Consider the following 26,613-nt stretch of genomic DNA (forward strand, 5'->3'; position numbering starts at 1 on the left):
AGTGACACAAGCACTGATTCTGCTGTTCGCCTTACTCATCGGTGTAGTCGCGGGCCTGCGGGCGCTGACTCCGCCCGCGGTGGTGGCCTGGGGCGCCAAGCTCGGTTGGCTGCCGCTGGTGGGTACCTGGGCCGAATGGGTCGGTAACTGGATCACGGTGACGGTGCTGACCGTCCTGTTGGTGGTCGAGCTGATCACCGATCAGTTGCCCAAGACGCCGGCACGAACGGCGCCGGCGCAGTTCGGGGCCCGGTTGCTCACCGGCGCGTTCGCCGGTGCGGTCATCGGCGCCGGGTGGCACCACACGTTCATCGGCATGGGCGGCGGCATGATCGGCGCGGTCATCGGGACGCTGGCAGGCTTCCACGCACGTCGAATCCTGGTGGCGCGCAACGGCGGACATGACCTGCCGGTGGCGCTCGCCGAGGACGTCCTCGCGGTCGGTGGTGGCTTCGCCATAGCGGCCGTCGCGCTGAGTGCCATCGGTCCCTATGTCGTCGTCTGAGAGCACCGCGTTCGACGCCATCATCGTCGGCGCCGGACAAGCGGGACCGCCCTTGGCCGGCCGACTCACCGAAGCCGGCCAGACCGTCGCCGTCATCGAGCGCAAGCTCGTCGGCGGCACCTGCGTGAACTACGGCTGTATACCGACCAAGACTTTGGTCGCCAGCGCTTACGCCGCACACCTGGCCCGCCGCGGCGCCGACTACGGCATCGGAACCGGCGACGTCACCGTCGACATGGCAAAAGTCAAGGGCCGCAAGGACGGGATCGTCACCGAGGACCGCGAAGGCGTCGAGAGCTGGCTGGAAGGCATGGACGGCTGCACGCTGCTACGCGGGCACGCACGCTTCCTCGACCCACACACGCTGCAGGTCGGTGACCAGCAGATCACCGGTGAGAAGATTTTCCTCAACACCGGCGGCCGTGCGACGGCCCCGGATATCCCCGGTCTGGCCGACGTCGATTACCTCACGAACGTCGGCATCCTCGACCTCGACACGGTGCCAGAGCATCTGGTGATCATCGGCGGCAGCTACATCGGTCTCGAGTTCGCGCAGATGTTCCGCCGGTTCGGCGCCGAGGTCACGGTCGTCGAACGCGGGCCGCGACTTGCCTCGCGCGAAGACGACGACGTCTGCGCCGCCATCAAGGACATTCTCGAACGTGAGGGCATCACAATCCACCTGGGTGCCAGCGATATTCGGGTAGCGAAAGACGGCGACGGGGTGGCGGTCAGCACCGGCAGTGCCGTTGTATCGGGCTCGCACCTGCCGGTCGCGGTCGGGCGCGTGCCCAACACCGACGACCTTGGTCTCGAAAAGGCCGGCGTGGCAACGGACTCCCGGGGATACATCACCGTCGACGATCAGCTGCGGACCACTGTCGACCACATCTGGGCCATGGGCGACTGTAACGGCAAGGGGGCGTTCACCCATACGTCGTACAACGACTTCGAGATCGTGGCGGCCAACCTGCTCGACAACGAACCGCGGCGGGTCAGTGACCGGATCCCCACCTATGCGCTGTACATCGATCCGCCGCTCGGGCGGGCCGGGTTGACCGAGGCGCAGGTTCGGGCGTCGGGGCGAAAAGCGTTGGTGGGTAAGCGCCCGATGACCCGCGTCGGCCGGGCGGTCGAAAAGGGGGAGACGCAGGGCTTCATGAAGGTCGTTGTCGACGCCGAGACCAACCAGATTCTCGGCGCCTCCATCCTCGGTGTCGGCGGCGACGAGGTGGTGCACTGCATCCTCGACCTGATGGCCGCCAAAGCCCCGTACACGACCATGACGCACACCGTGCACATCCACCCGACTGTTTCCGAGCTGGTGCCGACGATGCTCGAGGGGCTCAGGCCCCTGCAGTGACGGGCTCGGTAACAGCCTGTGCCACATCGCGTCCGGCGACCAATTGCCGGGTGACCTCGGCGACGCGCCGACCCAGGTGCTCGCAGGTCGCCGTATCGGATCGGTGCACCTGGTCTGGGTTGGCGTCGACATCGGTCGCCGCCGCGGCACCCAGCCAGAAGCCCAGCCGGTTCAGTTCGTCCGCGCTTGCGGTCGAGTGATTCCAGCCCGGGCCCAGGCCCAGATTGACCCAATGCATGTGATGCTGGGCGGCGAAGACTGCCAGTGAGACAAGCGAATTGAGCTTGTCGCCGCTCTTGCTTCCCGAGTTGGTGAACCCGGCGGCGACCTTGTCGCGCCACGCGCCCTGCTGGCAGCGGCGGCCCGTCTGCTCGGCGAACGTCTGGAACGCCGCCGACACATTGCCCATGTAGGTGGCGGTGCCGAAGATGATCGCGTCGGCGGTATCCAGCGTCTGCCAGTCGTCGTCGGTGAGGTCACCCAACCGGATCAGGGTGACGGCCGCGCCGCCGGACCGGGCTCCGGCGGCGACTGCCTTGGCGAGGAACGCGGTGTGGCCGAACCCGGACTGGTAGGCGACGACAACCGAAGGCGCTTCGTGAAAGGTATTGTCCGACATCATTAACTCCTAGGGGTTCGGGCCTGCGGGCGGGGCATCGAGCGGGCTGTGTCCGGCGATCTCGGCGTATCGCTCCAGCCAGCCGGGCAGGGGAGTGCCGTCGAGCAGGGCCTGCAGCCGGTCGAGGAAAGCCTGTGTGCCGGGCCGGAATCCGTTGGCATTGGGCACGCCGAGGCCGCGATGGGTCATCCGGAGCAGAGTGCCGCTGCCGTCGGCGGTGAGCTCGTAGCGGACCACGCCGGGTTCGACGATCTGTTGGTGCCACTCATGCTCGAACACATGCGGCGGATCCCAGACCAGGATGCGGCCCGTCATGCGTTTCATATCCGGTGGCACGGGCGGGCCCGAGGCGACAGTCTCGATCGAGCCGCCCGCACGGCCGTCGATGACGGTCTTGCCCATCCAGATGTCGCGATGCGCGGGTTCGGTGATCGCTGCCCATACCCGCTCGACGGGGTGTTTCAGTCGTCGCTCGAATGTCAGCGTGGCGCGGTCGCCGTCCACCGTGACGACGCCCTCGAGTTCATCGGTTGTCATGTCCCTCCTCGAATGTCGAATCCAGATGCCGCTCAAGGGCGTCCAGATGGTCGGTCCAGTAGCGGCGGTAGCGGTCGATCCATCGGTCCATCTCGACCAGGCCGTCGGCGCGGAGCGCGTAGATGCGCCGTTGGGCATCGGGCCGCACCTCGACCAGCCCGACTTCCCGCAATACCCGCAGGTGACGGGAGACCGTCGGCTGCGTCAGGCCGGGGAGGGTTGCGACGAGTTCTCCGGCCGTGCGCTCACCCTCGGCGAGTACGTCGAGCAGGGCACGCCGGTTCGGTTCGGCGACTGCTTCGAAGACGTCCATGGGCCCAGTATGCCGAGCCATCTATATAGATGCAAGTAGATATACGCAGACGGCGATCAGGGTGAGGCGGCGAGGGTCGACCTCGGCTCCGTGTAGTTGTCTTGCGGTCACCGTGCGGTGCGTGGCTGCGGTGGATCGGGAGGGGTGTACTTTCGCAATCTCACTGTGGTGCAGACTCGTTCAGGTTGGCGATATGGAGACCGTAGGGTATGGCTTTGACGAGTGTGACCTTCATCGGGATGCCATTGGGCAGTCGGTAGGTGCGCCGTTGCCCAGCGCATGCACCCGTAATGGCGGCGCCCAACGGGGATTCGATGGGGCGGACGGGCATGTCGGCGTATTCGGTGCCCTGGATGCCGAGCAGAAATGTCTCGAAGTCCCCGGTGGCATCGTGACGGATAGTGACCACCATCCCGGGTTCGGCAATTCCGTCGTTGGGCGGATCTTCGCCGACGACGGCGTTGATCAGCAGGTCATTGATCTGTTGAATACGTTTCTCCCACGCGCGTCGCACCGCTGCCGCGTTCTCGTCGATATTCTCATCGGCTTTTCCCGCGGAGTGCAGAAAACGCAGAGTGTCCAGTTCGCGGTGGAGCCGCTCGTGGGCTTGCGGTGAGATCCAGACCCGTGTCGTGGTGGCCATGTCAAGTCCTTTCGTGGCGCGAGTCCCGTTGCGAGGTGGGATATTTCAGGTCGCTTACGCGGCTCCGGATTTCGAGTTGGGTGCATGTATTCCGTAGGGGACCGCCTTGAGTAGCGTGACGGGCACGCTGGCCCCACTGGGAACGGAATAGGTACGCTGCTCGCCGGCATGTGCGCCGGTGATCGCGCTGCCCAGCGGTGATTGCAGTGAATACACATCGATATCGGGGCCTTCGGCACCGCGCACACCGAGCAGAAACGTCTCGATCTCGCCGGTGTCGTCGTAGCGGACGGTCAGCACCATTCCCGGTTCCGCGATCCCGTCGTCGGGCGGGTCTTCACCGACGACGGCATTGGACAGCAGATCTTGAATCTGGCGCATGCGGGCTTGTCGCGCCAAGTACTTCTCGACGAGGTTGTCGTCGGTGTCCATGAAGTCGTCAGGAACTTCGATACCGGGCTGTGAACGCAGCGTGACCAGTTCGTCCTGCAGCCGCGTATGAGCCTCATGCGTCATCCAAAGACGTTCAGTGCTGGTCATTTTCGGTGATCTTCTTTCGTTGAAGTAGGGGTTGCCGTCAGGGGCGGGCCGTGGTGGAAGCGCCGCCCCTGACGACTTGAGCGCCCGTGGTGTGGGCTACACGGGCGGTGTGGATCAGCGATCGGCGGATCTAGCGGCCGGTTCGGCGCAGCGGGTCGAAGTCGCGCAAGGCTTCGGGTTGCTTGCCGGTGGTGATCTGTTCGGCCAGCAGTCGGCCGGTAACCGGTCCGTGCGCCAGTCCCCACATGCCGTGGCCGCCGGCAACGTAGACCCCGCGCGACACCTCTCCGATGAGCGGGCGGCCGTCGGGGGTTACCGGGCGCGGGCCCACCCAGACCTCGCTGCGTTCGGCCCACCGCACGCCCTGTAGCAGGGGACTCGCGGACGTGACGATGGCATCCGCCCGCGCCGCTATGGCCGGGTCGTGCGGGTCGCGGAATTCCATGGTTCCTGCCACCCGCAGCGCGCCGTGGTAGGGCGTACATGCCACGCGTACATCGGGCAGATAGATGGGCCCGGGGACGGGGTGATCCACCGGCACCGTGAACGAGTAGCCGCGGCCGGCCTGCACGGGCACGTGTATGCGACTGCCCGCGAGCCGGGATAGCCATGCGCCGGTGGCGATCACCGCGGTGTCGGCGGTCAACGGCTCGCCACTGGGCGGGTAGACGCTGACCCCGCTGCCGGAGCTGGACACGTCGCGCACCTCGAGTGTGCGCATCGTTGCGCCGCGCTCCACAACGGCTTGACCCAGCGCGTGGACGAACCGGCCGGGATCGACGAAGCGTTGACCGTTGATGCTCAGGGCGGCCGTGATCGCCCGCGATGCCAGCGGTACTTGCTCTCGTAGCGCCTCGCCGGCCAAGCCCGTGACAGACATTGTCTGTCCGGCTTTTTCGAGATGCCTGAGTTCGCGCATCATGCGTTCGGCTTGTTCGGTACTGCGGAACAGTGCGGTGATCGGGGCATCGGTCACCGGTGCGTCGACGCCGTTGGCGACCAGGACGTCGAAGGCTTCGATGGCTTCCTCGTTGAGTGGCACGTTGGCGCGCACCGCCCGGTTCCACGATTCACGCCGGCAGTTGGCGACGAAGCGCATCAAGAAGGCCCCGAGCTCGGCGTCGGCGGTCAGGGGAATGTGCAACGGGGCAGCCGGATTGACGAGTGCGCGCAGCCCGTATCGCAGCACGCTCGGTGAGTTCAGCGGAAGCGTCAGGGCCGGTGCGATCCAGCCGGCGTTGCCCCACGATGCCCCGGCGGCCACGCCGGTGCGGTCCACCACGGTGACATCGAGGCCGCGCTCCTGTAGGAACCACGCCGTCGACAGCCCGACGATGCCTGCGCCGACCACGATCGCCGACCGGGGCCCGCCGTCAATACGCTCGCCGCCGCTCATCACAATCCTCCACATCTGAGCTTTCGTTGTTGACTCCATGGTGGCTTCACGAGGCAGGGTGCATTTGCTGAAATCCGACAAGCGGCCGGTGGCCGGTTGTCGGGATTCGACAACGCCCTCGTCATCGCGGCCGGTACCGCTTGGAGTAGAGCAGGCGCCGGCGACGAGCGCGTGATTCATGAGGTCGACGGCTTCTGACGTAGGGTCAGGAAAGGCTGTGCCACTTCGTATTATCCAGCGGCAGCGGTTACCGGATTCGAAGCGGCGCGACCATCACGCATAGGCGTGAATGCGCCAACCCGGCCGAATGTACCCAGGCCGCGACTGCATCCGGGGCGACTCTTTCCGCAACCGACTTCGACGCTTCGTGATGCACTTTGCTGGTCGCGTGCGGCCCGCCGGGCTGGGAATGGACGGCTTGCGACAGCGGGCGGTCAAGGCTGCCTGGGCTTGTGCCCTTCGTGGCTGATCAGGGCGTCGATCCCGTTTTGCCATCCGATGGCGCGGATCCGGTTACACAACACGCGGACAGCGCCCAGCAGGAGCGCGGCAGTGGTTGTGACTGCCGTCCACGCGAACAGCGCGGCGGTCACCGCATCTATCTCGGCGCGGCTGGCCGGGGTGGGTTCGTCGGTCAGCGCCCCGGTGTTGTCGACCCAGATCGTGACGTGGTCGCCGGGCTTGGCCGCCGTATGCGTCGTGACCGCTCCGGTGTGTTCGGCTCCGGCAGCCGACCATCGGGCGGTCATGGTGACGGTGTTGGTACGCGAGATCTTGTGGGCCGCAGGGTCGTCGGTGATCGTCGCGGTGACGGGCTGACGACTGTGATGCTGCTGGGCGTAGGTGGCACGTTGTGCATCGTGAACGGCCGTGCCGAGCGCGCAGGCCACGGAAATGGCCAGCAGCGACACGATCACAGCCACTGCCATTGCCGCCGCCTCGATCCGGTCGCTGGCGCGCAGCAGCGGATTGCGACGAAACGCCTCGAAGACGGGCCATCGTGGGAGGCCGATCCGGAAAGTCTCCAGAACTTCGTCGGCCTCTGCAGCAGTGCCGACAGGCCGGTCATGCGGACGCGGGACGATCATCGAAATTCCCTAGCGGTGAGTCGCTTTGGCACGCGAATGCGCCGTCGGCGCAGGGCGGCCGTATGCGTCGTCCATCATGAGTGTCCACCTCCGCACCATTGGCTGGAACTCTCTCCATGGTGGTGGGCTTTTCGTGGCTGGGCTTGCCGGCGCGGAACAATGATGTCGCCGCGCTTTGTCGCGTTTCGACAGCCCGAACTGGTCAGTCGGTGTCGGTGGCGGCGAGTTCGATCATCATGGCCAGCCGCTTTTTGGCGTCATCGAGCGGCAGATTGGTGATTTCGGCCATCTTGCGAAGTCGGTAGCGCACGGTGTTCTCATGCACGCCCAGCCGGTTGCCCGCTTCGGTGGGGTCGCCCTGAGCCTCCAGCCAGGCCCGCAGGGTGGGCAGGTAGTCGGTGGCGTGGTCGCGGTCGTGCCGGCGCAGTTCAGCCACCGGTCGGCGATCGGGGGAGCGGCCTGAGCGCGCCGCACTGCGCAACCGTTGCAGCAGGATGTCGTCCCAGGACTCGTCGTAGGCCGGAGGCGCGACGCCGGTCGGCGACGTCTCGTGCAACGCCAGACACTCGTCGGCCTCGTGGCGTGCCGCCACCAGATCAGCGGCCCCGGCGGCACCGCTGATACCGGCCAGCAGCGTCATCCGCTCGGGTAACGCCGCCCGCAGACCGGAAACCCATTTCCTGGCAGCATCTGATTCTTCACCGGGCAGCAGCGTGTAGACGGTGTTGCCGGCCAGGGCGCTGCGGCCGGGCCGTGACCAACCGAAGCCGGTCGTGGCTCGCTCAAACGCCAGCAGCAGTGCCGCATCTCGTTCCGCGCCGATGAAGGCCTGCAGCGCGATCACCCGAAACGGGGTGGGTGGAAGGCCCAGTCGGCTGGCCGAGGTGGTGGCATCGGCGGTGCCCTCCAGCAACTGGATCACCAGATCGGATTCCACTTGCCGCTCGAGGTCGGCACTGGCACGCGACCGCAACAGGTGCAGGGCCACAGTGCGGGCACCGTCGGCCAACGCGGTGAGCGTGGGCTCGGCCAGCGGTGCCGCGCACTCGACCCACACCGATCCCATGAGCTGACGACCCGATCGCACCGCCACCACCATGCGCCCAGTGACGCCGTGATCAGTGTCCGGGCCGACAAACAGCGGTTCGTCGGAGGACGCCAGATGCGCGTACACGCCCCGAGCGTCAAAGAAGGCCCGCAACTCCTCCGGCGCCTGGCGCTCGACGATGGTCGCCACCCGCGCCGGGTCGGCGCCTCGCTGGCGCCGTGAGTATGCCAACACCCGCGAGAGCTGGTCCTCGATGATGACCGCCCCGCCCGCGGACTCAGCCAAACTGTCTGCCAATGCAAACAGGTCCGTTGGGCCGCGACCCGATTCGGTTTCGCGGCCCTCCAGGACCAGCCCGAAGACAACTGCCGCCAACTCGCTCCAAGATATCGCCGGGTCGACCACCATCACCGCCACGCCTTCTGCCGCTCCGGCGAATGCGGTGTCGTCATCGTCGTCGCCGCGAATGAGTACGACCACCGCACGGGCTTGTGCAGCCCAGCGCACCGCCTGTTTCACCGATTGCGCGCCGATGCCCAGCAACACGTCACCGACGACGGCACGGTCCTCGGTGAGTTCGTGCAACGCGACACTGCGCAATTCCGTGGACCGCGGGACAGGACAAAACCGCAACCGCACGCCATAGCTGCCCAGCACATTGACCAGGCGGTCTAACGTGATCACGGGCCGCTCCCTATACCGAATCAATCCCAGCGTATCGGTCAGGAGCCAAACCACTGCCATCGTTCGGGGCACGATCGCTGTGTGCGAGCGACGGAATTTGGTGTCGAGTGCGTTGTTTGGTTGCTTGTAGCCTGAAAATGCCCGGCGCGAAGCGTCATCGAGCACTGCGCCGGCGTGGGGGAGACATGGCGAAACGCTCATCAGTTGCGCAGGCGTGGAAGGATGCGCTGCGCCCGGCGTGCCGCGATCGGGGGATGAGGTTCGTCAGCGGTTCCGGGTTCGTGGTCGATGACAGCTATCTCACCGAACTGTGTTATCCGCGGGTTTTTCATCCGGACAAAGACCCAGACAGGCTGCGGGTCATCTGGACTGTCGATGTCAAACCGCTGGCCGTCGACGAAATCCTCTGGGACGCTTTCCTTCCTGACGTCGCTATGGGCCCGCAGATGCGGATCAACCGCCGGGTCAACGGGGCTTTCAGGGTCCAGCCGCTGCGCATCGAAGAGGGCTCACTCGACGTCCTGGTGACCGACGAGCCGAACTGGAGCCCGGTGCTCGACGCGTTCGACCGCGCCAGAACTGAGTTCATCGCCGCGTATCCCACCGTGGCCGACTACGTGTCGGCGCTCGAGCAGCGCGGTGACGGCATCGCTTCGAACCGGGCACTGACCCGCACGGTCACCGCGCTGATCGCCGCGGGCCGCGCCGATGAGGCGGCGCGGGTGGCGGACGAAGCCAGCTCCGCCGGCGAGAGCGGCGGCATGTCGTCGACGGTCGACGTGCTCGAGTACTTGTCCGCGTGGGCGAAAGGTCCGCAGGCGTACTCCGACTTCAGGGTCAGCCTGAAGCCCACCCATGATTACTCGGCGATGTACGAGACCAAGCGCAGCGACATGTCCGTCGACCTGAGCCGGGCACACCACCGCGGCATGATGGACTGTCACCTGCGCGACATGGACGGCTCCGATCCGTGGGCCATCGTGCTCAGCGCTCGCCCACCGGCCGGGGTGGAGGTGGACTTCTCCACTTCGCACTACCTGCAAGCCGCCGGCAGCGCCGAGGCGATGACGATCGAGTACTGCGTACCCGGGGGAGCCGAAATCGGTGCGGTGTCAGTGCGTTCAGTGGTTGGCCATCCGCGTGAGAGTCCCGGCGAGCATGACGTCGACATAGTGTTACCACGCAGCGTCGAGACGATCAGCCGCCACGAAGTGTTCACCTCGCAGGAGGCTGCCGAGATGTTCGAGCGGTTCTACCGGACCGACACCATCGGCGACGACTATGTGCTGCGTGCGGTCGAGGGCTACCGAGCTGACGGCAGACTCATCGACCTGCGTCAGCCGCCGGTTCGCGGACACGAGCACTGCTGAAGGAGTTCGACAACGTGAACCGCGCCCTGTGTGCAGTGATCACCATCGCGGCGGCAACCGTACTGGCGGGATGCGACACGCTGAACGCACTCGCCAACGGCGTGCTCCATCCGATGACACCGCAGCAGTCCAGGAGTCAAGTCGTCGACGCTGCAGCAGAAGTCAGCCTGCTCATCGCCAAACCCATTGAATCGGCGTACTTTTGGCATGGGTCGTGCAGCGACGGCGACCAGGGCCCGTTTCGCGGCGAGGTCAGAATCTCCTATCGCCCGCCCGCTGACCCCCGGGCTGCGGCGGCGGAGTTCGAGGACATGACTCAACGTCTCCGTCGCGGCGGGTGGGCCGCGGACAGCGACTTTCTGAGCCACTCAACCGCTTTGAAAAAGGGAGCTGTCAACGCGCTGCTGTCGCCGCCGGATGCCAGCGTCGCGATGGCATCGGTCGAACTCCTCGGCGAATGCCGCGATACGACGACCACCAAGGCCACCAAAGGCGACGTCGAGGACCTCCGACTCAGTTGATGTCCACGGCGGCAACCGGATTCAGCATGCTTACCGCGTCGGGCAGTTGTGGACCAGGACGGCTGCGGTGAGGGTGGCGATGTAGAACGTATGGGTGTTCTCGACGGTCAGATCCCACATGTCGGCCGTGCCGAATACCGGCGTGCTGCCTGCGACGTGTGCAACGCTGTCCCGGAAGGGGGTGGCCAACCGATCGCCGGGGTGCAGGTCTTTCGCATCGATCCATTCGGCGCTCGGCCGCTCGGCTGTGCCAGTGGTGGCGGCCAATCCGACAACCTCAGACGACGACGCCTGGGCGCGGTCCGTGCTGTAGAAGGGGTGGTTGGCGGTGGTGTGTATCACCGAGGTGACATCGGCAGGGTTGGTGATCGTGAGGTCGATCAGCTCGGTGTCGTGGTTGACCAGGACCGCCTGAACGAGCTGACCGCTGGTGTGCCCGGTTTCCGGATCGAAGGACCACACACGTTCCCCGGCCTTGAGCTCGGCGATGGGACGTTTGGTCCCGTTGGCCAGTAGGACCAGCGTGTCCGGGCTGAACGACTGGCCCGCGCACGGAGCCTGCTGGGATAAAGGCCGCGCCAGCGAGAGGCCAGCGCCTTGTTCCGAGCGTGGACGATCGAGGCCGGCCAACCAGAGGATCCCGCAGATCGACAGAATGATGGTGACCACCAAAGCCACTGGCACCCGCCACCAACGGCTACGACGCCACCATGACCGTTCACCGGCCGCAAAGTCCACCACGACGATTCCCCTGAATACACCAGTTCTGATATCCGTCGGAAATGTCGGACACGTTCTGCAGGTGTAGTCGGAAGCCCGTCCCGAAACCGAATGTCATCCGACAGTGATCTAGCGCACACGATCGGTCGCGCACAGTGGCCGTCGGGACATGAAAGCAGGTCCGGTGCAACGCCTCGTGCTGGATCGGACAGCGTCACTACGGCTGTATCAAACCTGCTGGGCCACCGGCGCGCGTGAATCCGGCTCGTGTGCGGCGCCCGTCACGTCGCCCGGCGGCTGAAACCGTCGGCCGGGTAGCGCAAAGACTCCGGCGGCAGCCGCCGCGTAGCACAGTGCCGCGACGACCGAGCACGCCGTGGTGATGCCGCCGAGGAACGAATGTTGCACGGCAACAAGGAGTTCGGGGTGCGCAGTGGCAATGCCGAACGCGGTGGGTACGGAATCGCCGGCCTCGCTGGCCTTTCCGGTTGCGGCGAACGCGCTGTCGGCGACGCGGGCACTGAAGATCGAGGAAAAGAGTGAGCCGACGATGGCCACGCCGAGTGTGGCACCCAGCTCGCGCGTGGCGTCGTTGACCGCCGAACCGATACCGGCCCGGGCCGGCGGCAGCACGAGCATGATGGATTCTGTTGCGGGAGTGGAGACCAGGCCGATGCCCAGGCCCATGAGCACCATCTGCGCAACGATGGTGGCCCAATAGGGGGTGTCGGTGTCGATGCTCCCGGCAATCCAGGCCATCGCGGTGCCGAAGGACGCCAGTCCGCTGACCACCACGGCGCGGGTGCCGATGCGTGGGGCGAGCCAGCCGCCGGCGATGGAACCGATCGCGATGAAGCCGGCGACGGGCAGGATGCGGGCGCCGGTCGAGAAGGGGCTGAACCCGCGCAGCACCTGAAAGTACTGCGTGATCAGAAAGATGAAGCCGGACAACGCGAAGAAGGTGACGGCCACCGACGCGCTGGCGGCGCTGAATCTGCGGTCGGTGAACAACCGGACATCGAGCATGGGGTGCTCTGCTGACTGCTCGATCGTCACGAAAGCCAGCGTCAGCGCTGCCGCGGCGACGAAGCCGAACAGTGTCGCGGGGCTGTGCCAGCCTCGGGCAGGGGCTTCGATGATGGTGTAGACGAGCACTCCGAGCAATGCGGTCGAGGTGATCAAGCCCCGGATGTCGAGCGGTGGCGAGCAATGATCAGAACCTGTGGATGAGCCTCGGCGAGGCGGCGTAGGAAAGGGCGCACCTTCCCGAGGATGATCTGAATGTCGAAGGTCTGATCAAGAGCCGGCGTTGGCGCGCTGGTTCGGGAAGGTACGCCCATGCTCACGGTAGTTCACGATGCGGATTCATCCAACGAGGATGCTGGCTCGTCGCGGTCGTTGCTCGATGAGATTGTCCGCGACGGTGCCCGCCAGATGCTGGCCGCAGCGTTGCGGGCTGAGGTCGCCGCCTACATCGAGGCTCATGCCGGTGAGCTTGATGAGAACGGGCACCGGCTGGTGGTGCGCAATGGCTATCACCGCGAGCGCGAGGTGCTCACCGCGGCGGGCGCGGTGAGTGTGACCGCGCCGCGGGTCAATGACAAACGTGTTGACCCGGACACTGGTGAGCGGCAACGGTTTTCCTCGGCGATCCTGCCGGCGTGGGTGCGCAAGTCGCCGCAGATGACCGAGGTGTTGCCGTTGCTGTATCTGCATGGCTTGTCGACCAGTGATTTCGGTCCGGCGTTGGAGCAGTTCCTGGGCTCGGGTGCCGGCTTGTCGGCCACGACGATCACCCGACTCACCACGCAGTGGCAGGACGAGGCCAAGGCCTTCGAGGCCCGTGATCTGTCGGGCACCGACTACGTCTACCTGTGGGTCGACGGCATCCATCTCAAGGTGCGCCTGGAGCAGGAGAAGCTCTGTTTGCTGGTGATGATCGGTGTGCGCGCTGACGGCCGCAAGGAGCTGGTCGCGCTCACCGACGGGTACCGGGAGTCGGCCGAGTCGTGGGCTGATCTGTTGCGGTCGTGCCGACGTCGCGGGATGACCGCACCGGTGCTGGCCGTCGGCGATGGGGCCCTGGGGTTCTGGAAGGCCGTGCGTGAGGTGTTCCCGGCCACCGGCGAGCAGCGGTGCTGGTTTCACAAGCAGGCCAATGTTCTTGCCTGCCTGCCAAAGTCGGCTCATCCGGGGGCGATCGCGGCGATGCGGGAGATCTACAACGCCGAGGATATCGACCACGCGCAGGTGGCGATCAAGGCGTTCGAGGTGGACTACGGCGCCAAGTACCCCAAGGCGGTCGCCAAGATCGTCGATGACGCCGATGTGCTGCTGGAGTTCTATAAGTACCCGGCCGAGCACTGGGTCCATCTGCGCACTACCAACCCGATCGAATCAACGTTTGCCACGGTACGTTTGAGGACCAAGGTGACCAAGGGGCCGGGTTCACGCGTCGCCGGAATGGCCATGGCTTACAAGCTGATCGACGCCGCGCAAGCCCGCTGGCGAGCCGTCAACGCACCGCACCTGGTCGCTCTGGTCCGGGCCGGCGCGATCTTCCACAAAGGCAAACTGCTCGAGCGACCCACCGACATCACCCCGTCGGCGGACTCGGCACCGACCGAATCAACTGGAACGGAGGTCGCCTGAAACAAGCCGATCCACAGGTATTGACAATTCCTCCTCCAACGCCGGCCCTTGATCAGAACCACTTGGACCTTCAGATCATCCTCGGGAAGGTGCGCCCTTTCCTACGCCGCCTCGCCGAGGCTCATCCACAGGTTCTGATCATTGCTCCGTGCGATGCCGTGAACCCAAATACGTTGTGCGCCTCCTACTCAGTAACGGCTAGCGAACAATGGCTCGCCTGGGCCCGGCCGCCTAAGCTGCTTGCTTCGAGGAAGCGGGTAGCAGTTCCGTATCGTCGTTAGTCAGAAATCGAGCGGTGAATCCGCGCCACAACTCCTCTACTGCAGGAGTTTTAGCGGCCAAAGCGGGCTAACAACGATGCCGAACTCGGTGCGAAGGCCGGTCGAGCCGGGCTGCGCTGCTATCTAACGTACCGCGTAGTACAGTTTGCGTACCGGAGCTCGGCTTTGGCAAGCGTTGGGAGCACACGCATGGAGTTGTCCGACGTTTCCCGCTAGCGGTTGAGCCGAAGTGGCGCCCCGCTGGTGATGCCGACAGCTTCGGAAGGGTAACGATTCGAGGCCAGCAGCGAATACCACCTTCCCGAACTCACGACTTCGTTAGTTGGCCAACGTCGAGGTGTTAGCCGCAAGGCGGCACGTATCGACTCCACGACATCTGCAAAGGAACGATCATGAAGATCAGTACCGTTGGGCACTGCTCAGCGCGCCCGCAGGCCGGCGCGAGGTTAGCCGCTGCGAGTCTTTCCGTCATTGCGATGCTCATTCCGCAATCCCCGGCTACCGGAACCGCTGAAGCCGAACTCGAGTGCCCCTATGCACAAATAATTTTCGCTCGCGGCACATTCGAACGGCCAGGCGTGGGTGCGACCGGGCAAGTCTTCATCGACGCCTTGAGTGGTCGCCTAGACGGCAAGTCCGTCGACGTGTATGCGGTGAATTACCCAGCGTCGCTGGACTTCAAGCACGCGGCTGAAGGCATCGTCGACGTCCGTAACAAAATCGAGTCCACCGCAGCGACGTGCCCCACTACAAAGATCGTCCTCGGCGGTTACTCGCAGGGTGCAGCGGTGGCTGGCTATACCCTCGCGGACACGATTCCGGCCGACTATGAGCTACCGACCGGCATCACCGGTCCCATCCCCGCGGCGATGGCAAACCACGTCGCAGCGGTGGCGCTGTTCGGCACGCCAGGTGCCAGTTTTATGGCATTCTTCCAGCGCGACGCACCACCTATTAGCATCGGCAGTACCTTCCTGGCCAAGACGATTCAGCTCTGCGCGCCCGGCGATCCAGTTTGTTCTCCCGGCGGCCTCGATCGCGCAGCCCACAGTTCCTATACGGACAACGGAATGGCAGTGGAGGCAGCGGAATTCGTCGTTCACGAGTTGTCGGAGGTGGCTACCGCCTGAATATGGGTTACGCGCCTAATTCGTCGTGGGGTCGCACGGATGCCGCGTTCTCGCAGGGCCTCCACGCCTAACTCACCGGACCAGGGCCGGGTAGCAGAGCAGGCGAAGCGGTCCTACGGACTGACGTTGGCACTCAACGCGAGATGATTTTCGCCGTGTACCGGGGCAACAGGTCGAACAACAGCCGAAGATAACACGTTGGTGTCCACAGCAACCCCCCTTTGAGGGGTACAGCCTTCCTTCTGGGAAAATGGCTATAAGCAAATCCGATATCTCAATGAAAGCATCGGTTTTACACCACCGATTGTCTGCTGCTTTGGGATCGCGGGTTCTTTAATCGCGGTGTACCTTCTCTTCAGGGTCGCCGTGACATATTAATTTTACCCCTGTCCCCATCGCTGAACTCGCGAGATGTTTCCCGTCCGGTAACTGCATGAACGGAAGGTGTCACTTGTGGCTACGGAAATTAAAGCGGTTAATACAAAGTTGATAACTGCCGAGCCAGCGGTCAGCGCTGTGGGGAATCTCGTCGCTCGCTATGGCTTGGCGCTCGTTATCGGATGGATAGGGGTCTGTAAGTTTTTCACATACGAGGCGCAAAACATCCGAGGAATTGTCAATACCTGTGGATCGGCTTGTTTCAGGCGACCTCCGTTCCAGTTGATTCGGTCGGTGCCGAGTCCGCCGACGGGGTGATGTCGGTGGGTCGCTCGAGCAGTTTGCCTTTGTGGAAGATCGCGCCGGCCCGGACCAGAGCGACCAGGTGCGGTGCGTTGACGGCTCGCCAGCGGGCTTGCGCGGCGTCGATCAGCTTGTAAGCCATGGCCATTCCGGCGACGCGTGAACCCGGCCCCTTGGTCACCTTGGTCCTCAAACGTACCGTGGCAAACGTTGATTCGATCGGGTTGGTAGTGCGCAGATGGACCCAGTGCTCGGCCGGGTACTTATAGAACTCCAGCAGCACATCGGCGTCATCGACGATCTTGGCGACCGCCTTGGGGTACTTGGCGCCGTAGTCCACCTCGAACGCCTTGATCGCCACCTGCGCGTGGTCGATATCCTCGGCGTTGTAGATCTCCCGCATCGCCGCGATCGCCCCCGGATGAGCCGACTTTGGCAGGCAGGCAAGAACATTGGCCTGCTTGTGAAACCAGCACCGCTGCTCGCCGGTGGCCGGGAACACCTCACGCACGGCCTTCCAGAACCCCAGGGCCCCATCGCCGACGGCCAGCACCGGTGCGGTCATCCCGCGACGTCGGCACGACCGCAACAGATCAGCCCACGACTCGGCCGACTCCCGGTACCCGTCGGTGAGCGCGACCAGCTCCTTGCGGCCGTCAGCGCGCACACCGATCATCACCAGCAAACAGAGCTTCTCCTGCTCCAGGCGCACCTTGAGATGGATGCCGTCGACCCACAGGTAGACGTAGTCGGTGCCCGACAGATCACGGGCCTCGAAGGCCTTGGCCTCGTCCTGCCACTGCGTGGTGAGTCGGGTGATCGTCGTGGCCGACAAGCCGGCACCCGAGCCCAGGAACTGCTCCAACGCCGGACCGAAATCACTGGTCGACAAGCCATGCAGATACAGCAACGGCAACACCTCGGTCATCTGCGGCGACTTGCGCACCCACGCCGGCAGGATCGCCGAGGAAAACCGTTGCCGCTCACCAGTGTCCGGGTCAACACGTTTGTCATTGACCCGCGGCGCGGTCACACTCACCGCGCCCGCCGCGGTGAGCACCTCGCGCTCGCGGTGATAGCCATTGCGCACCACCAGCCGGTGCCCGTTCTCATCAAGCTCACCGGCATGAGCCTCGATGTAGGCGGCGACCTCAGCCCGCAACGCTGCGGCCAGCATCTGGCGGGCACCGTCGCGGACAATCTCATCGAGCAACGACCGCGACGAGCCAGCATCCTCGTTGGATGAATCCGCATCGTGAACTACCGTGAGCATGGGCGTACCTTCCCGAACCAGCGCGCCAACGCCGGCTCTTGATCAGACCTTCGACATTCAGATCATCCTCGGGAAGGTGCGCCCTTTCCTACGCCGCCTCGCCGAGGCTCATCCACAGGTTCTGATCATTGCTCGAAACATCCAACCTCTTGTGTCTAACAGTCCGTTTATGGGCTGGATTTACCGCTTACTCAGCATTGATGATTTTTCTATGATGCTGGGCATTGTTGAAATCGTTACCGCCCTACTGCTGGCTGTGAAACCGTGGTTTCCCGCGATTTCGCTCGTTGGAAGTCTGGTGGCGGTCCTGCTCTTTGTGAGCACTCTGAGCTTTTTGGTAACTACACCTGGTGTGGGCGAGGCGTCAGCCGGCGGCTTCCCGCTACTGTCGATGACTGGCCAATTCCTCATTAAAGACATTGTCTTACTAGGCGTGGCGATATTTACGCTCGCCGACGCAATGAGGGCACTCAGCTCCGGTGCATCGCTGACCGTCGATCACGAAGAAGCGCAGCAGTGACATATCGGTGTCGCCGATCTTCTTAACTAGATTCGGCTGAGGGAATTTAGACACCATCGCTCGTTCGAGCGGCGTGTGAAACGTCCGTGTGCCTAGCGCCATATTGATGGGCCCGCAAGTCATTTGCAGGAAGATCGAAATGGCCCGGTACGCGCGCAGCACGGCCCTTTGCCTCGGTAATCATTCGCGACTTATGTTCGTTTGGTCAGACCTGAACACCTCAGATATTACGAGGGCTACCTAGTTATTAGATGAAGAGGACTTTAGTCGATTTGGCGTCACATATGAGCATTGATGCGACGGACCGCCACGCGGTCATCTCGGCGGGACTCTTGATCCTCACATTAACGACCTGGCATTCGGCAGAGTTCGCTAACTCAGACCTGCTCTCCCGAAGTTCCCGTCAGTGACACCCCTGATACCTCATTGCAGCACGGAAGCGGTGCTGAATCCGGCGACCGCGGTTCGACCTGAGCCTAAGGTGGGATGTACCCCTGGGCCCGTGTCGGCTCTAGCCGAGCGGTTCGAACGTGAAGCCATTCCCTACCGCGCCACCCTCCTCTGCACCGCCCGGCGACTTACACATCGGGAGGTTGATGCTGAGGACCTGGTTCAGGACACAATGGTGAACGCGTTTTTGGGCTTCGAGCGTTTCCAGCCCGGCACCAACCTGAAGGCGTGGCTATTTCGGATCATGCACAACCGATGGATCAGCGCCTACCGGATGAAACAATCTCGCCCAGAGACCTATTGCCTCGATGCGATGGCTGGTATCGCTAGCACGGGCCTTGCCCCCATGTAGTGGACACGGGATTTGTGGTTAGGCAGCTTCGGGCAGCGTAGCGGGTGTCAGGGTCCTTTCGTAGGTGGCGGGGCTGGAATGACGGCAGCGGGAGTGGCGTCGTTTGGTGTTGTAGCGGGCCAGCCAGCGGAACACCTCACGACGGCAGGCCGCTGCGTCGATCCAGCAGGTGCGGTCTTGCAGGATCTCGCGCTTGAGGGCGGCGTTGAACGATTCGGCCAGGGCATTATCGGCACTTGACCCCACGCCGCCCATAGACTGAGTGACGCCCAGTTCTTTGCAGAGGTTCGCGAAATCTCTTGAGGTGTACTGACTTCCGTGATCCGAATGGAATATTGCACCGACCAGACTGCCGCGCAACGCCGCGGCGGCCCTGAGGGCGTCCTCGACCAACTCGGTACGCATGTGCTCAGCGATCGCCCACCCCGCCACCCGCCGTGAGCAGCAGTCGATCACCGTGGCCAGGTACAGATTGCCGCCGGTCGCCAGGGGCAAGTAGGTGATATCTCCGACATAGGCGACATTGACTGCCGACGCGGTGAAATCCCGCTTGAGCAGATCGGGCACCTTCTGGTTGGCCGGATCCGGCACCGTCGTCTTGACGCGGCGTCTGCGCCGGTAGCCGGCGATCTGCGCGCCGCGCATCACCCGGGCGACCCGCTTGTGGCTGACCCGCTTCGCCTCGGGCACACCGTCGTTGAGCTCAGCGGTGATCCGCGGCGCCCCGTAGGTGTTGTCCTCGTCATGCACCACCCGGATCCGCTCGACGAGCGCCTCGTCAGCAGCAGCGCGGGCATCCCGGCCTTCTGCTGCCGCGCACCAGGCGTAAAACGACGAACGCGCGATCTCAACCACGCTGCACAGCCACTTCACCTCGAAGGCGTCCCGGTGGTCGGCGACGAACTGGAAGCGGCTCACCAGTTCGTCTCCCCGGCGAAATACTTGGCCGCCGACCGCAGAATGTCCCGCTCGGTAGCCAGCTTCGTCTTCTCCGCTTGCAGGTCCTTGACCTGGGCGCGTAGCCGGGCCAGCTCCTGCTCCGGGGTCTCCACGCCCGGTGCAGGCACACTGGCCGATCCGGGCTTGCGGTGGCGGACCGGCACGCCGGCGGCCTTGCACCACGCCGACAACGTGGCCTCGCTGACACCGAGTTCGGCAGCAATCACGGTGATCGTCGCACCGTCGGTGTCCCGGTACAACGCGACCGCGTCACGCTTGAACTCATCGGGGTAATTTTTCCTTGCCATCGAGTTGGATCATCTCGCTTCCCCCAGGCATTCCTGGGATTAAGCGTGTCCAACACACGGGGTCAAGTCCCCACCGCTTCGCGTGCAACTTGGTTCGCGCGTTCGGCAGAGGACGAGGCCGTGGACGGTCTATCCGACCACGGCTTGGAAGAAGCACTTCGGTCGCTGCCGGAGGGGTTCCAAAAGGTGCTTTACTACGTTTGCGTCCAGGGTTTCACATATGCCGACACTGCGACCCTTCTGGGGGTTCCAGTTGGCACGGTCAATTCCCGCCTATCGAGGAGTCTCGGTCGACTCCGTGCTCAGCTGGCTGACAACACGGACGGTCCAGGCGCTCGGTCAAATCGCCGTCCGCCTTCCCAACAGCCATTGCCGCCAGTGGTTATCACTATCGAGCGTTAAAAAGGATTGCGAGGACTCAACGTTGGCGATGTCTGCCCCGAACGATGGCAGCGGCCACTGCACGTGACCATGGGTCGATAGTGATCGCAGCGAAGCTGCCGGAACACTAACGGATGCGCCGACGTTGCCGCATTCGGAACCGCAACTGGCTTTCTGTCGGCTTTCTATGAAGCAGCATGATCGTCATTGTGCTCAGGCTTCGGACACGATCGCCCCACGCTTGAACTGTACGGAATGGTACAGTGCAGCGGTCGGCGACTGTTGGTACTGGCCTGGCCTGGCCTGGCCTGGCCTGGCGTCGTGTCCGGACGCGGGTGTATCAGTCGGACTCCAAGGCGCATCGCCGCTGACCGCTCAGAGCCTTGGCTGGATGCGAAACTGATTCAGCTCCTACGGTTTAAGGAGTTTCTGCCAATGACCTTGCCATCGGGCATGACGTTCGCCGGCAGCAGTGCCCCGCTTGCAGAAAAGTTGGGGACGCCACCCGGTTTCGAGGCGCGAGCCCTCTTTACGCAGAGTTGCCCCTGTCCAAACCACGATTGGGTGGCCGCGCGAACCTCATACACTCTGTCGGAGTTGGGGTTCGATGTCGGCGGGGTGTGTCCCTAGATGGAGCCCCGTGTCGAGATTCGGCATCTCCGTGCATTTGTCGCAGTGGCGGAGGCCGGTAGCCTTTCGGCTGGTGCTCGCAGCCTGGATGTTAGCCAACCTGCAGTGTCCCAGAGCGTCGCGGCGCTAGAGGAGTCACTCAATATGCGCCTGCTTGTGCGGGGGTCCGGCGGTACATCACCGACTCCGGCTGGGACCGTATTGCTGAGTGAGGCGCGCATCTTGATTGGCCGGTTCGAAACGGTCCTCGCTAAGATGGCGAACCTGTCGCTGGAAGTCGATGCCCCATTGCGGATCGCCGTTCCCGGTGAGATGGCGGTCCAGCCGCTTACGGATGCCCTCTCGAAGCTGGCAGCCTCACGCTTTCGCAGTACAGATGTTCAGCTCACTCAAGTGCCCTGTCCTGCTCAATTAGCAGCGCTGAGAAAAGGCACGTTGGATTTGGCGCTGATAAGGGAACGGCCCACTGACGACAACCTCGATGTCGCCCTGGTCGCCGAGGAGCCTTTAGGCGTCCTCGTAGCCACCGAGCAGGCTCAGCGTTTGAGGCTGGGAACGGCGGACTTACGGTTGGACGACTTGGAGCGTCTGCAATGGTTGGGATTCCCTAGGTCAGATAGTCCGGCATGGCACGACTATGTGTCGGCTGTCCTTCGGACTCATGGAATTGGGACAGGGGCAGAGACTGCAGATCTTCGAGAGCAAGTGCTGGAGGTCAAGCTTGCTCGATTGAGCATGGGTGGACGGTTTGCGCTGGTTCCACGTGGATATCTGCAGCACTTTCCCGACTCGTTGCTGTGGATACCACTAGTTGGCGAACCGCTGGTGCGCCGGACGTGGGCTGGATGGCCAGCCTCGTCGAAACGCCGAGATGTGGCTCTGTTGGTCGCGGCAATGGAGGACCCACTCAACTCGGTAGCTTCAGGCGAGGTTGGTGGCGGCCGGGCCTAACAGTGGCGCGACTGTCGAAGGCCTGGATCGCACTGCTTCAGAACAGGTTACGGTTGCATGCTCTGGGAGGGCCCTCATGGCCGTGCTATCGCGACGTGTGCCAACCCTGAGAGGTTGACGATCACTTCTTGCGGCTTTTGGACGATGACAGCGAGCATGCCCTGGCAATGCTCGCATCGCAGGACCGCCCCGATCGCGGTCACAAAGGCGTGGGCGCGCGCAAGTTCGAACATGCGACGGCAGCTTCCGCATCGTCCGGTTGCGGCGGTTATCTCGATGCCAAGAGTGTCGGCGAAGAGTCCAGCGAGCGCGTTTCCGTCGAGGTGGGTCATCAACTGCCTCCGAAGCGTTCCGTGCGTATCCGTTTGGGGTCGTGGCCGAGTTGGAGAAGCCAACCGGCAATCGTCTCGACGAACGGTGTAGGTCCGCAGACGAAGATGCGCGGTGTCGCTATGGCGGGGAAGGCGAAATCGGCGACCGACTCTCGAGTTAGTCGTCCGGCGGCGCGCGGCGATCCCGGGGGAGATTCCCGCGTATGCACGATGTCGACGGTGGTGTGTGAGAGCGCCGAGAGCTCGTCGGCGAAGAATACGTCCGCGGGCGTCCGGACCGAGTACAGCAGCCGGAAGTCGGCATGGTCTGCCTCGTGCTCACGGGCCGCGGCCATCGCGAACAGCGGGACCACGCCGGATCCGCCGGCGATGAGCTGAACCGGGGAATGGTCGTATTCTGATGGGATCCAGACGAAGTATCGTCCCAGAGGGCCGTGCACCTCGAGCTCGTCGCCTTCCGCGAGCTGGTGCACGAGGTAAGGCGAGACTTCACCTGCGGGGACTTCGTCGACCGCCAGGATGACTCGCGTCGTCCCGCCCGGCGACGCAATCGAATAGGACCGGGTCGCCTGATAACCGTCAGGGGCGGTGAGGCGGACGTCGAGGTGGGAACCGGCGGGGTTTCCCGGCCAGGTTGGCACATCTAGATCGAGGCGGACCGCCGACGCGGTCTCTCGACGGCGGCCGACAACGCGTCCGACGTGCCAGCTCGCCCGGATCGGAGAAGTCACCAGTAACGTTCCTCCCGCCACGGATCACCACGGAGGTGGTATCCGTTCTGTTCCCAGAACCCGGGCTCATCGCTGTGCATCATCCGTATCTCGCGGACCCACTTCGCGCTCTTCCAAAAGTAGAGGTGGGGCACGAGAAGACGCGCGGGTCCCCCATGCTCGGGGGTCAAGGGTTCACCCTGTGCCTCGGTCGCGATCCACGCTTGGCCGTCGAGTAGGTCGTCGAGGGGCAGGTTCGTGGTGTAGCCGCCGTGGCTTCGGACCATGACGTAGTCGCAGGAGGTGTCGACGTCCTCAAAGAGTCGGTCGAGGGGCACCCCGCGCCACGCCATGTCGAGCTTCGACCAATGGGTGACGCAGTGGATGTCGGTGACGATGTCTTCCAGGCCGACGTTCTGGAGCGCGTTCCAGTCCCATCCGTGCTTGGTGCCCGTCTCGGTGGTGATGGTGAACGTCCACTCGGGCGCCCCGATACCGGGGGTCAGGCCGGCCGTCAGGACCGGCCAGTCGTCGACGAGCGTCTGGCCCGGCGGCAACCGTAAGTCGCTGTCGCCGCGACGGTTACCAAATCCGCGATTGATCACTGCCATGGGAAGCTCCTTCGCGTGTCACGCGCGTTTGGGTGTGCTCGTGGGCACGTCGACGGCCACGGGGACGTCCGACGCCCCGCAACCCTTGACCCGTGGTCCGCTCTGCACTGTACCGCGAAGTACATCATGCTGTCATGAGATCGCACTGCCGGCTCTTCGGCCCTGTTGTGGCGTGCGAATGACTATCGAACGCGCGCGGCGGAGAGGGCCACTCGGTGGACCGGCGACAATGTGCGCGCGAAAACCCGATCGGTGCGCGCGGTACCCGAGGGCCGCGGCGAGGCAACGGCCGGTGGAGCGCCGCTGAATGAAGGCGATCCTGCGAGTGGGCCCAGCTCATACGGCAATGAGATCCCGATAGCTTGGTCCAGGAGATCGTCGCCACCGTGCAGGGTGGGTTGAAGATGACCTGATTGCACGACGGCGGAAGGCTTTTCGACTATACGGTCGATAGCCAGGCTGCGGTCCTTGTCGCAGGGAAACGCCCGGCGACGGCAGGTCGCGTCGAAGAGCTGACTGAACCGGTTCCGGGCCCGTTGACGAGAGATCGCACTCAGACCTGGTAGCGCCGCAGCGCCGCCACCGCGTCGTCGAGCACGTCACGGATGATTTCGATCCGGCCGTGGACCGAGGCGAGGAAGTATCCGCCTTGCAGAGCCGCGAGGAGGCTGGTGTTGACCGTCTCTCGGGATGGCGACCACGCGGTGGTCATTCGTCATTGAGCTTGTCGATGTGACTGTTGGTGTGGTCGCCGGGTTGATCTTGGTCGTGTGCACCATCAGTGTGACGAGGAATTGATGGGTCGCGCGGCACCCCGCTGAAGTCTTGGCGGGCTCGCAGGGTGCCGCGCTGTAGTGCACGGAGGCACTGATGGTGACGGTAGAGGCTGATCTGGTCTGCGTCGAGTCCCGGCTGGCGGCGGGCCTGATCAGATGCCCGGCGTGCTCGCAGGGCGTGCTGGGTGGTTGGGGATTCGCCCGCTCTCGCCGCGTGGTGGGTCTGGCCGGTGCTGTGCGGCCGCGGCGGGCGCGGTGCCGGTCGTGTTTGGTGACGCACGTGTTGTTGCCGGTCACGGTGCTGCTGCGCAGAGCGTATGCAGCCGAACAGATTTGGATGTCGCTGTTGGTGCGGGCCGCGGGGGTCGGGCATCGCCGGATCGCTGCCCGGCTCAACATTCCGGCGACCACGGTACGGGGCTGGCTACGCCGGGCCGGCGGCCGATTGGAGGCGATCCGGGGATGGTTCCTTGTGGTGGCGGTCCAGACCGGGATCGACGTGGCGATCCCCGACGGCCGGTGCTGTGGCTGGGGTGACGTGGTGGCGGCGGTCGAGGCCGCAGTCGCGGCGCTCGGGCAGCGGTTCGGGCCGGTCGGGTTGGTGGGCGCGGTGACGCCTGCGCAGGTGATGGTCGCGGTCACCGGCGGCCGACTGCTGGCACCGGACTGGCCGACGATGCGGTAGCCGCCGGTGCGCAACACCAGTTGCCCCTGATGCGCCACGCGGTGATCGGTGATCCTCGCGAAGGCACCTGCCCGACAGACGGTTTCGGGCGGGGCCTTCGAATGTGAGGAGAACACCGCAGTGTCGTTGGAAGAACACAAACGCCGGGAGCGGGCCCAGGCGATCGGCTTGTTCCGCTATCAGTTGATCTGCCCCGCCTTGGATGCCGGGTTGTCGACCAAACAGCGTGGCCGGCTGGTCCGTGAGATCGCCGAACGCCACCATGTGGATCCGTTCGGTTCCCGGGTACAGATCGCACGACCGACCCTGGACCGCTGGATCCGGCGCTACCGGGCCGGCGGGTTCGAAGCCCTGGTGCCCGAACCGCGGCGGCTGGCCACCCGCACCGACATCCAGGTGCTGGAGCTGGCGGCCTCGTTGAAGCGGGAGAACCCTGCACGCACCGCGGCGCAGGTGGCCCGGATCCTGCGCACTGCGACCGGGTGGGCGCCCTCGGAATCCACTTTGTTGCGTCATTTCCACCGCTGCGAACTGATGGGTCCGGCAGCCGGTGTGAGCACCGAGGTGTTCGGCCGGTTCGAAGCCGCTGACCCCAACGAGCTGTGGGTCGGCGACGCCCTGCACGGGCCGCGGGTCGGAGACCGCAAAACCTACCTGTTCGCCTTCCTCGACGACCATTCTCGGTTGGTGGTCGGGCACCGGTTCGGGTTCGCCGAGGACACCGTGCGCCTGGCCGCCGCCCTCAAACCGGCGCTGGCTGCCCGCGGCGTGCCGACCTCGGTCTATGTCGACAACGGCTCGGCGTTCGTCGACGCGTGGCTGTTGCGGGCGTGCGCGAAACTCGGTGTTCGACTGGTGCATTCCGCGCCCGGCCGGCCGCAAGGACGGGGCAAGGTCGAACGGTTCTTCAGGACGGTGCGTGAGCAGTTCCTCGTCGAGGTCACCGACACCACCACCGAGGACCTCACGGCCGCCGGGGTCGACCACACCGCGGCATTGTTGGAACTCAACCGACTGTTCATGGCCTGGGTGGAAACCGAATACCACCGCCGCACCCACAGCGAGACCGACCAGTCACCGCTGGCCCGGTGGGAGAGCGGCTGGGACCGGCTCGGTCATGCCCCGGCGTTGCCGACCGCGGCGGATCTGACCGAGGCGTTCTTGTGGTCGGAGTTTCGGGTGGTGACCAAGACCGCCACCGTCTCCCTGCACGCCAACACCTACCGGGTCGACCCCGCCCTGGCCGGGCGCCGGGTGGAGTTGGTGTTCTCCCCGTTCGACCTCGAGACGATCGAGGTCCGCCACGGCGACCGCAGTTACGGCCAGGCCATAGCCCACACGATCACCCGCCATGCCCACCCCAAAGCCCGACCCGAGACCGTCGAGACCCCGCCGGTGACGACGGGAATCGACTACCTGGCGTTGACCGCCGCTGCCCACCACGACCAACTGCGCGACGACGAACGCATCGGTTACCACGCCCTCTACGGACCCGACACGGACAGCGAGCGGGCTCCCGGGCAGCTCTCGATCACTGACCTCACCAACATCGATGGCGAGTTCGAGGATGGGGTGTCGGCGTGAGTATTCAACGACTGCAATCA

The 26,613-nt window shown here is 64.5% G+C and carries 28 protein-coding genes; 12 read left to right on the plus strand and 16 right to left on the minus strand.

The window, feature by feature from the left end; translation table 11 throughout:
• Window position 1: 1 nt before the first annotated feature.
• Together ACZ5IQ_RS10685 and ACZ5IQ_RS10690 are read left to right on the plus strand one after the other, a co-directional pair.
• On the plus strand, window positions 2–505 hold the full coding sequence (locus ACZ5IQ_RS10685) for a DUF4126 family protein (RefSeq protein ID WP_464481220.1): 504 nt from the start codon (window positions 2–4) through the stop codon (window positions 503–505).
• Window positions 492–1,868 carry an FAD-containing oxidoreductase gene (locus tag ACZ5IQ_RS10690; RefSeq protein WP_464481221.1) on the plus strand — a complete coding sequence of 459 codons (1,377 nt, stop codon included), beginning with the start codon at window positions 492–494 and terminating at the stop codon, window positions 1,866–1,868. Before ACZ5IQ_RS10685 ends, ACZ5IQ_RS10690 begins: the two co-directional genes overlap by 14 nt.
• On the opposite strand, the gene ACZ5IQ_RS10695 is transcribed toward ACZ5IQ_RS10690, so the two are convergent.
• The 8 genes from ACZ5IQ_RS10695 to ACZ5IQ_RS10730 form a co-directional block, all read right to left on the minus strand.
• Entirely contained in the window at window positions 1,852–2,487 is a 636-nt protein-coding gene (locus ACZ5IQ_RS10695) for a flavodoxin family protein (RefSeq protein ID WP_464481222.1), read from the minus strand. The two genes, ACZ5IQ_RS10690 and ACZ5IQ_RS10695, sit on opposite strands and share 17 nt — an antisense overlap.
• A gap of 9 nt (window positions 2,488–2,496) precedes the next feature.
• Window positions 2,497–3,024, minus strand: a complete 528-nt coding sequence (locus ACZ5IQ_RS10700; RefSeq protein WP_133427834.1) for an SRPBCC family protein — start codon at window positions 3,022–3,024, stop codon at window positions 2,497–2,499.
• Window positions 3,011–3,337, minus strand: a complete 327-nt coding sequence (locus ACZ5IQ_RS10705) for an ArsR/SmtB family transcription factor (protein ID WP_267325017.1) — start codon at window positions 3,335–3,337, stop codon at window positions 3,011–3,013. Before ACZ5IQ_RS10705 ends, ACZ5IQ_RS10700 begins: the two co-directional genes overlap by 14 nt.
• A gap of 160 nt (window positions 3,338–3,497) precedes the next feature.
• On the minus strand, window positions 3,498–3,980 hold the full coding sequence (locus ACZ5IQ_RS10710) for a GreA/GreB family elongation factor (protein WP_133427831.1): 483 nt from the start codon (window positions 3,978–3,980) through the stop codon (window positions 3,498–3,500).
• 54 nt (window positions 3,981–4,034) lie between these two features.
• Window positions 4,035–4,520 (minus strand): GreA/GreB family elongation factor, encoded by a 486-nt coding sequence (locus ACZ5IQ_RS10715; protein ID WP_133427830.1) that lies wholly within the window; start codon window positions 4,518–4,520, stop codon window positions 4,035–4,037.
• Between the two features lie 130 nt (window positions 4,521–4,650).
• Entirely contained in the window at window positions 4,651–5,916 is a 1,266-nt protein-coding gene (locus ACZ5IQ_RS10720; RefSeq protein WP_133427829.1) for an NAD(P)/FAD-dependent oxidoreductase, read from the minus strand.
• A gap of 434 nt (window positions 5,917–6,350) precedes the next feature.
• Window positions 6,351–7,004: an Rv1733c family protein gene (locus ACZ5IQ_RS10725; protein WP_133427828.1), complete on the minus strand. Its 654-nt coding sequence runs from the start codon at window positions 7,002–7,004 to the stop codon at window positions 6,351–6,353.
• Between the two features lie 202 nt (window positions 7,005–7,206).
• On the minus strand, window positions 7,207–8,736 hold the full coding sequence (locus ACZ5IQ_RS10730; RefSeq protein ID WP_133427827.1) for a PucR family transcriptional regulator: 1,530 nt from the start codon (window positions 8,734–8,736) through the stop codon (window positions 7,207–7,209).
• A gap of 185 nt (window positions 8,737–8,921) precedes the next feature.
• Between ACZ5IQ_RS10730 and ACZ5IQ_RS10735 the strand changes: the two genes are divergently transcribed.
• A complete protein-coding gene (locus tag ACZ5IQ_RS10735) occupies window positions 8,922–10,106 on the plus strand; it encodes a hypothetical protein (RefSeq protein WP_464481223.1) in 1,185 nt (394 codons plus the stop codon).
• 14 nt (window positions 10,107–10,120) lie between these two features.
• Window positions 10,121–10,627 carry a hypothetical protein gene (locus ACZ5IQ_RS10740; RefSeq protein WP_133427825.1) on the plus strand — a complete coding sequence of 169 codons (507 nt, stop codon included), beginning with the start codon at window positions 10,121–10,123 and terminating at the stop codon, window positions 10,625–10,627.
• A 30-nt stretch (window positions 10,628–10,657) separates the two neighbouring features.
• Here the strand turns inward: ACZ5IQ_RS10740 and ACZ5IQ_RS10745 are convergent, their stop codons facing one another.
• Together ACZ5IQ_RS10745 and ACZ5IQ_RS10750 are read right to left on the minus strand one after the other, a co-directional pair.
• The gene (locus tag ACZ5IQ_RS10745; protein WP_464481224.1) at window positions 10,658–11,296 is read right to left on the minus strand and encodes a Hint domain-containing protein; all 639 of its coding nucleotides are present in this window, start codon (window positions 11,294–11,296) and stop codon (window positions 10,658–10,660) included.
• 279 nt (window positions 11,297–11,575) lie between these two features.
• Window positions 11,576–12,529 (minus strand): MFS transporter, encoded by a 954-nt coding sequence (locus tag ACZ5IQ_RS10750; RefSeq protein WP_464481225.1) that lies wholly within the window; start codon window positions 12,527–12,529, stop codon window positions 11,576–11,578.
• 156 nt (window positions 12,530–12,685) lie between these two features.
• Here ACZ5IQ_RS10750 and ACZ5IQ_RS10755 point away from each other — a divergent pair, with 156 nt between their 5' ends.
• Window positions 12,686–13,999, plus strand: a complete 1,314-nt coding sequence (locus ACZ5IQ_RS10755) for an IS256 family transposase (protein WP_052536990.1) — start codon at window positions 12,686–12,688, stop codon at window positions 13,997–13,999.
• Between the two features lie 673 nt (window positions 14,000–14,672).
• Entirely contained in the window at window positions 14,673–15,410 is a 738-nt protein-coding gene (locus tag ACZ5IQ_RS10760) for a cutinase family protein (RefSeq protein ID WP_464481226.1), read from the plus strand.
• Between the two features lie 640 nt (window positions 15,411–16,050).
• On the opposite strand, the gene ACZ5IQ_RS10765 is transcribed toward ACZ5IQ_RS10760, so the two are convergent.
• Window positions 16,051–17,364, minus strand: coding sequence for an IS256 family transposase (locus ACZ5IQ_RS10765; protein ID WP_052536990.1), 1,314 nt, complete (start codon window positions 17,362–17,364; stop codon window positions 16,051–16,053).
• Here ACZ5IQ_RS10765 and ACZ5IQ_RS10770 point away from each other — a divergent pair.
• Window positions 17,363–17,884: a YkgB family protein gene (locus ACZ5IQ_RS10770; protein ID WP_464481456.1), complete on the plus strand. Its 522-nt coding sequence runs from the start codon at window positions 17,363–17,365 to the stop codon at window positions 17,882–17,884. The two genes, ACZ5IQ_RS10765 and ACZ5IQ_RS10770, sit on opposite strands and share 2 nt — an antisense overlap.
• A gap of 502 nt (window positions 17,885–18,386) precedes the next feature.
• Window positions 18,387–18,686, plus strand: a complete 300-nt coding sequence (locus tag ACZ5IQ_RS10775; protein WP_464481227.1) for a sigma-70 family RNA polymerase sigma factor — start codon at window positions 18,387–18,389, stop codon at window positions 18,684–18,686.
• 18 nt (window positions 18,687–18,704) lie between these two features.
• Here the strand turns inward: ACZ5IQ_RS10775 and ACZ5IQ_RS10780 are convergent.
• Window positions 18,705–19,933, minus strand: a protein-coding gene (locus ACZ5IQ_RS10780) for an IS3 family transposase (RefSeq protein WP_464481228.1) whose coding sequence is annotated in 2 segments (ribosomal slippage) — window positions 18,705–19,621 and window positions 19,621–19,933 — 1,230 coding nt in all. Because the reading frame shifts where the segments join, the coding sequence is not laid out codon by codon here.
• 120 nt (window positions 19,934–20,053) lie between these two features.
• Between ACZ5IQ_RS10780 and ACZ5IQ_RS10785 the strand changes: the two genes are divergently transcribed.
• Complete coding sequence (locus ACZ5IQ_RS10785; protein ID WP_464481229.1) at window positions 20,054–20,335, plus strand: RNA polymerase sigma factor; 282 nt, start codon at window positions 20,054–20,056, stop codon at window positions 20,333–20,335.
• Between the two features lie 609 nt (window positions 20,336–20,944).
• On the plus strand, window positions 20,945–21,895 hold the full coding sequence (locus ACZ5IQ_RS10790; protein WP_464481230.1) for a LysR family transcriptional regulator: 951 nt from the start codon (window positions 20,945–20,947) through the stop codon (window positions 21,893–21,895).
• 74 nt (window positions 21,896–21,969) lie between these two features.
• Here the strand turns inward: ACZ5IQ_RS10790 and ACZ5IQ_RS10795 are convergent, their stop codons facing one another.
• The 4 genes from ACZ5IQ_RS10795 to ACZ5IQ_RS10810 all read right to left on the minus strand — a co-directional run bounded on the left by ACZ5IQ_RS10795 (window position 21,970) and on the right by ACZ5IQ_RS10810 (window position 24,260).
• Entirely contained in the window at window positions 21,970–22,227 is a 258-nt protein-coding gene (locus ACZ5IQ_RS10795) for a DUF6510 family protein (protein ID WP_057963658.1), read from the minus strand.
• Window positions 22,227–22,958, minus strand: coding sequence for an FAD-binding oxidoreductase (locus tag ACZ5IQ_RS10800; RefSeq protein ID WP_464481231.1), 732 nt, complete (start codon window positions 22,956–22,958; stop codon window positions 22,227–22,229). The genes ACZ5IQ_RS10795 and ACZ5IQ_RS10800 overlap by 1 nt, the downstream gene beginning before the upstream one ends.
• Window positions 22,955–23,548 (minus strand): molybdopterin-dependent oxidoreductase, encoded by a 594-nt coding sequence (locus ACZ5IQ_RS10805; protein ID WP_464481232.1) that lies wholly within the window; start codon window positions 23,546–23,548, stop codon window positions 22,955–22,957. Before ACZ5IQ_RS10805 ends, ACZ5IQ_RS10800 begins: the two co-directional genes overlap by 4 nt.
• A gap of 553 nt (window positions 23,549–24,101) precedes the next feature.
• A complete protein-coding gene (locus ACZ5IQ_RS10810) occupies window positions 24,102–24,260 on the minus strand; it encodes a hypothetical protein (protein ID WP_464481233.1) in 159 nt (52 codons plus the stop codon).
• A gap of 158 nt (window positions 24,261–24,418) precedes the next feature.
• Between ACZ5IQ_RS10810 and ACZ5IQ_RS10815 the strand changes: the two genes are divergently transcribed.
• Both ACZ5IQ_RS10815 and ACZ5IQ_RS10820 read left to right on the plus strand, forming a co-directional pair.
• On the plus strand, window positions 24,419–25,009 hold the full coding sequence (locus ACZ5IQ_RS10815) for a hypothetical protein (protein ID WP_052568745.1): 591 nt from the start codon (window positions 24,419–24,421) through the stop codon (window positions 25,007–25,009).
• Window positions 25,010–25,129: 120 nt separating this feature from the next.
• Window positions 25,130–26,593: a DDE-type integrase/transposase/recombinase gene (locus ACZ5IQ_RS10820; RefSeq protein WP_260973669.1), complete on the plus strand. Its 1,464-nt coding sequence runs from the start codon at window positions 25,130–25,132 to the stop codon at window positions 26,591–26,593.
• Window positions 26,594–26,613 lie beyond the last annotated feature (20 nt).

The sequence above is a fragment of the Mycobacterium toneyamaense genome (genome assembly GCF_055384815.1).

Coding starts and splice junctions, on each gene's coding strand:
- ACZ5IQ_RS10690 (WP_464481221.1), top strand. CDS start 492: ATGTCGTCGTCTGAGAGCACCGCGTTCGACGCCATCATCGTCGGCGCC.
- ACZ5IQ_RS10695 (WP_464481222.1), bottom strand. CDS start 2,487: ATGTCGGACAATACCTTTCACGAAGCGCCTTCGGTTGTCGTCGCCTAC.
- ACZ5IQ_RS10700 (WP_133427834.1), bottom strand. CDS start 3,024: ATGACAACCGATGAACTCGAGGGCGTCGTCACGGTGGACGGCGACCGC.
- ACZ5IQ_RS10705 (WP_267325017.1), bottom strand. CDS start 3,337: ATGGACGTCTTCGAAGCAGTCGCCGAACCGAACCGGCGTGCCCTGCTC.
- ACZ5IQ_RS10710 (WP_133427831.1), bottom strand. CDS start 3,980: ATGGCCACCACGACACGGGTCTGGATCTCACCGCAAGCCCACGAGCGG.
- ACZ5IQ_RS10715 (WP_133427830.1), bottom strand. CDS start 4,520: ATGACCAGCACTGAACGTCTTTGGATGACGCATGAGGCTCATACGCGG.
- ACZ5IQ_RS10720 (WP_133427829.1), bottom strand. CDS start 5,916: ATGAGCGGCGGCGAGCGTATTGACGGCGGGCCCCGGTCGGCGATCGTG.
- ACZ5IQ_RS10725 (WP_133427828.1), bottom strand. CDS start 7,004: ATGATCGTCCCGCGTCCGCATGACCGGCCTGTCGGCACTGCTGCAGAG.
- ACZ5IQ_RS10735 (WP_464481223.1), top strand. CDS start 8,922: ATGGCGAAACGCTCATCAGTTGCGCAGGCGTGGAAGGATGCGCTGCGC.
- ACZ5IQ_RS10755 (WP_052536990.1), top strand. CDS start 12,686: ATGCTCACGGTAGTTCACGATGCGGATTCATCCAACGAGGATGCTGGC.
- ACZ5IQ_RS10760 (WP_464481226.1), top strand. CDS start 14,673: ATGAAGATCAGTACCGTTGGGCACTGCTCAGCGCGCCCGCAGGCCGGC.
- ACZ5IQ_RS10770 (WP_464481456.1), top strand. CDS start 17,363: ATGGGCGTACCTTCCCGAACCAGCGCGCCAACGCCGGCTCTTGATCAG.
- ACZ5IQ_RS10765 (WP_052536990.1), bottom strand. CDS start 17,364: ATGCTCACGGTAGTTCACGATGCGGATTCATCCAACGAGGATGCTGGC.
- ACZ5IQ_RS10790 (WP_464481230.1), top strand. CDS start 20,945: ATGGAGCCCCGTGTCGAGATTCGGCATCTCCGTGCATTTGTCGCAGTG.
- ACZ5IQ_RS10795 (WP_057963658.1), bottom strand. CDS start 22,227: ATGACCCACCTCGACGGAAACGCGCTCGCTGGACTCTTCGCCGACACT.
- ACZ5IQ_RS10805 (WP_464481232.1), bottom strand. CDS start 23,548: ATGGCAGTGATCAATCGCGGATTTGGTAACCGTCGCGGCGACAGCGAC.
- ACZ5IQ_RS10810 (WP_464481233.1), bottom strand. CDS start 24,260: ATGACCACCGCGTGGTCGCCATCCCGAGAGACGGTCAACACCAGCCTC.
- ACZ5IQ_RS10815 (WP_052568745.1), top strand. CDS start 24,419: ATGGTGACGGTAGAGGCTGATCTGGTCTGCGTCGAGTCCCGGCTGGCG.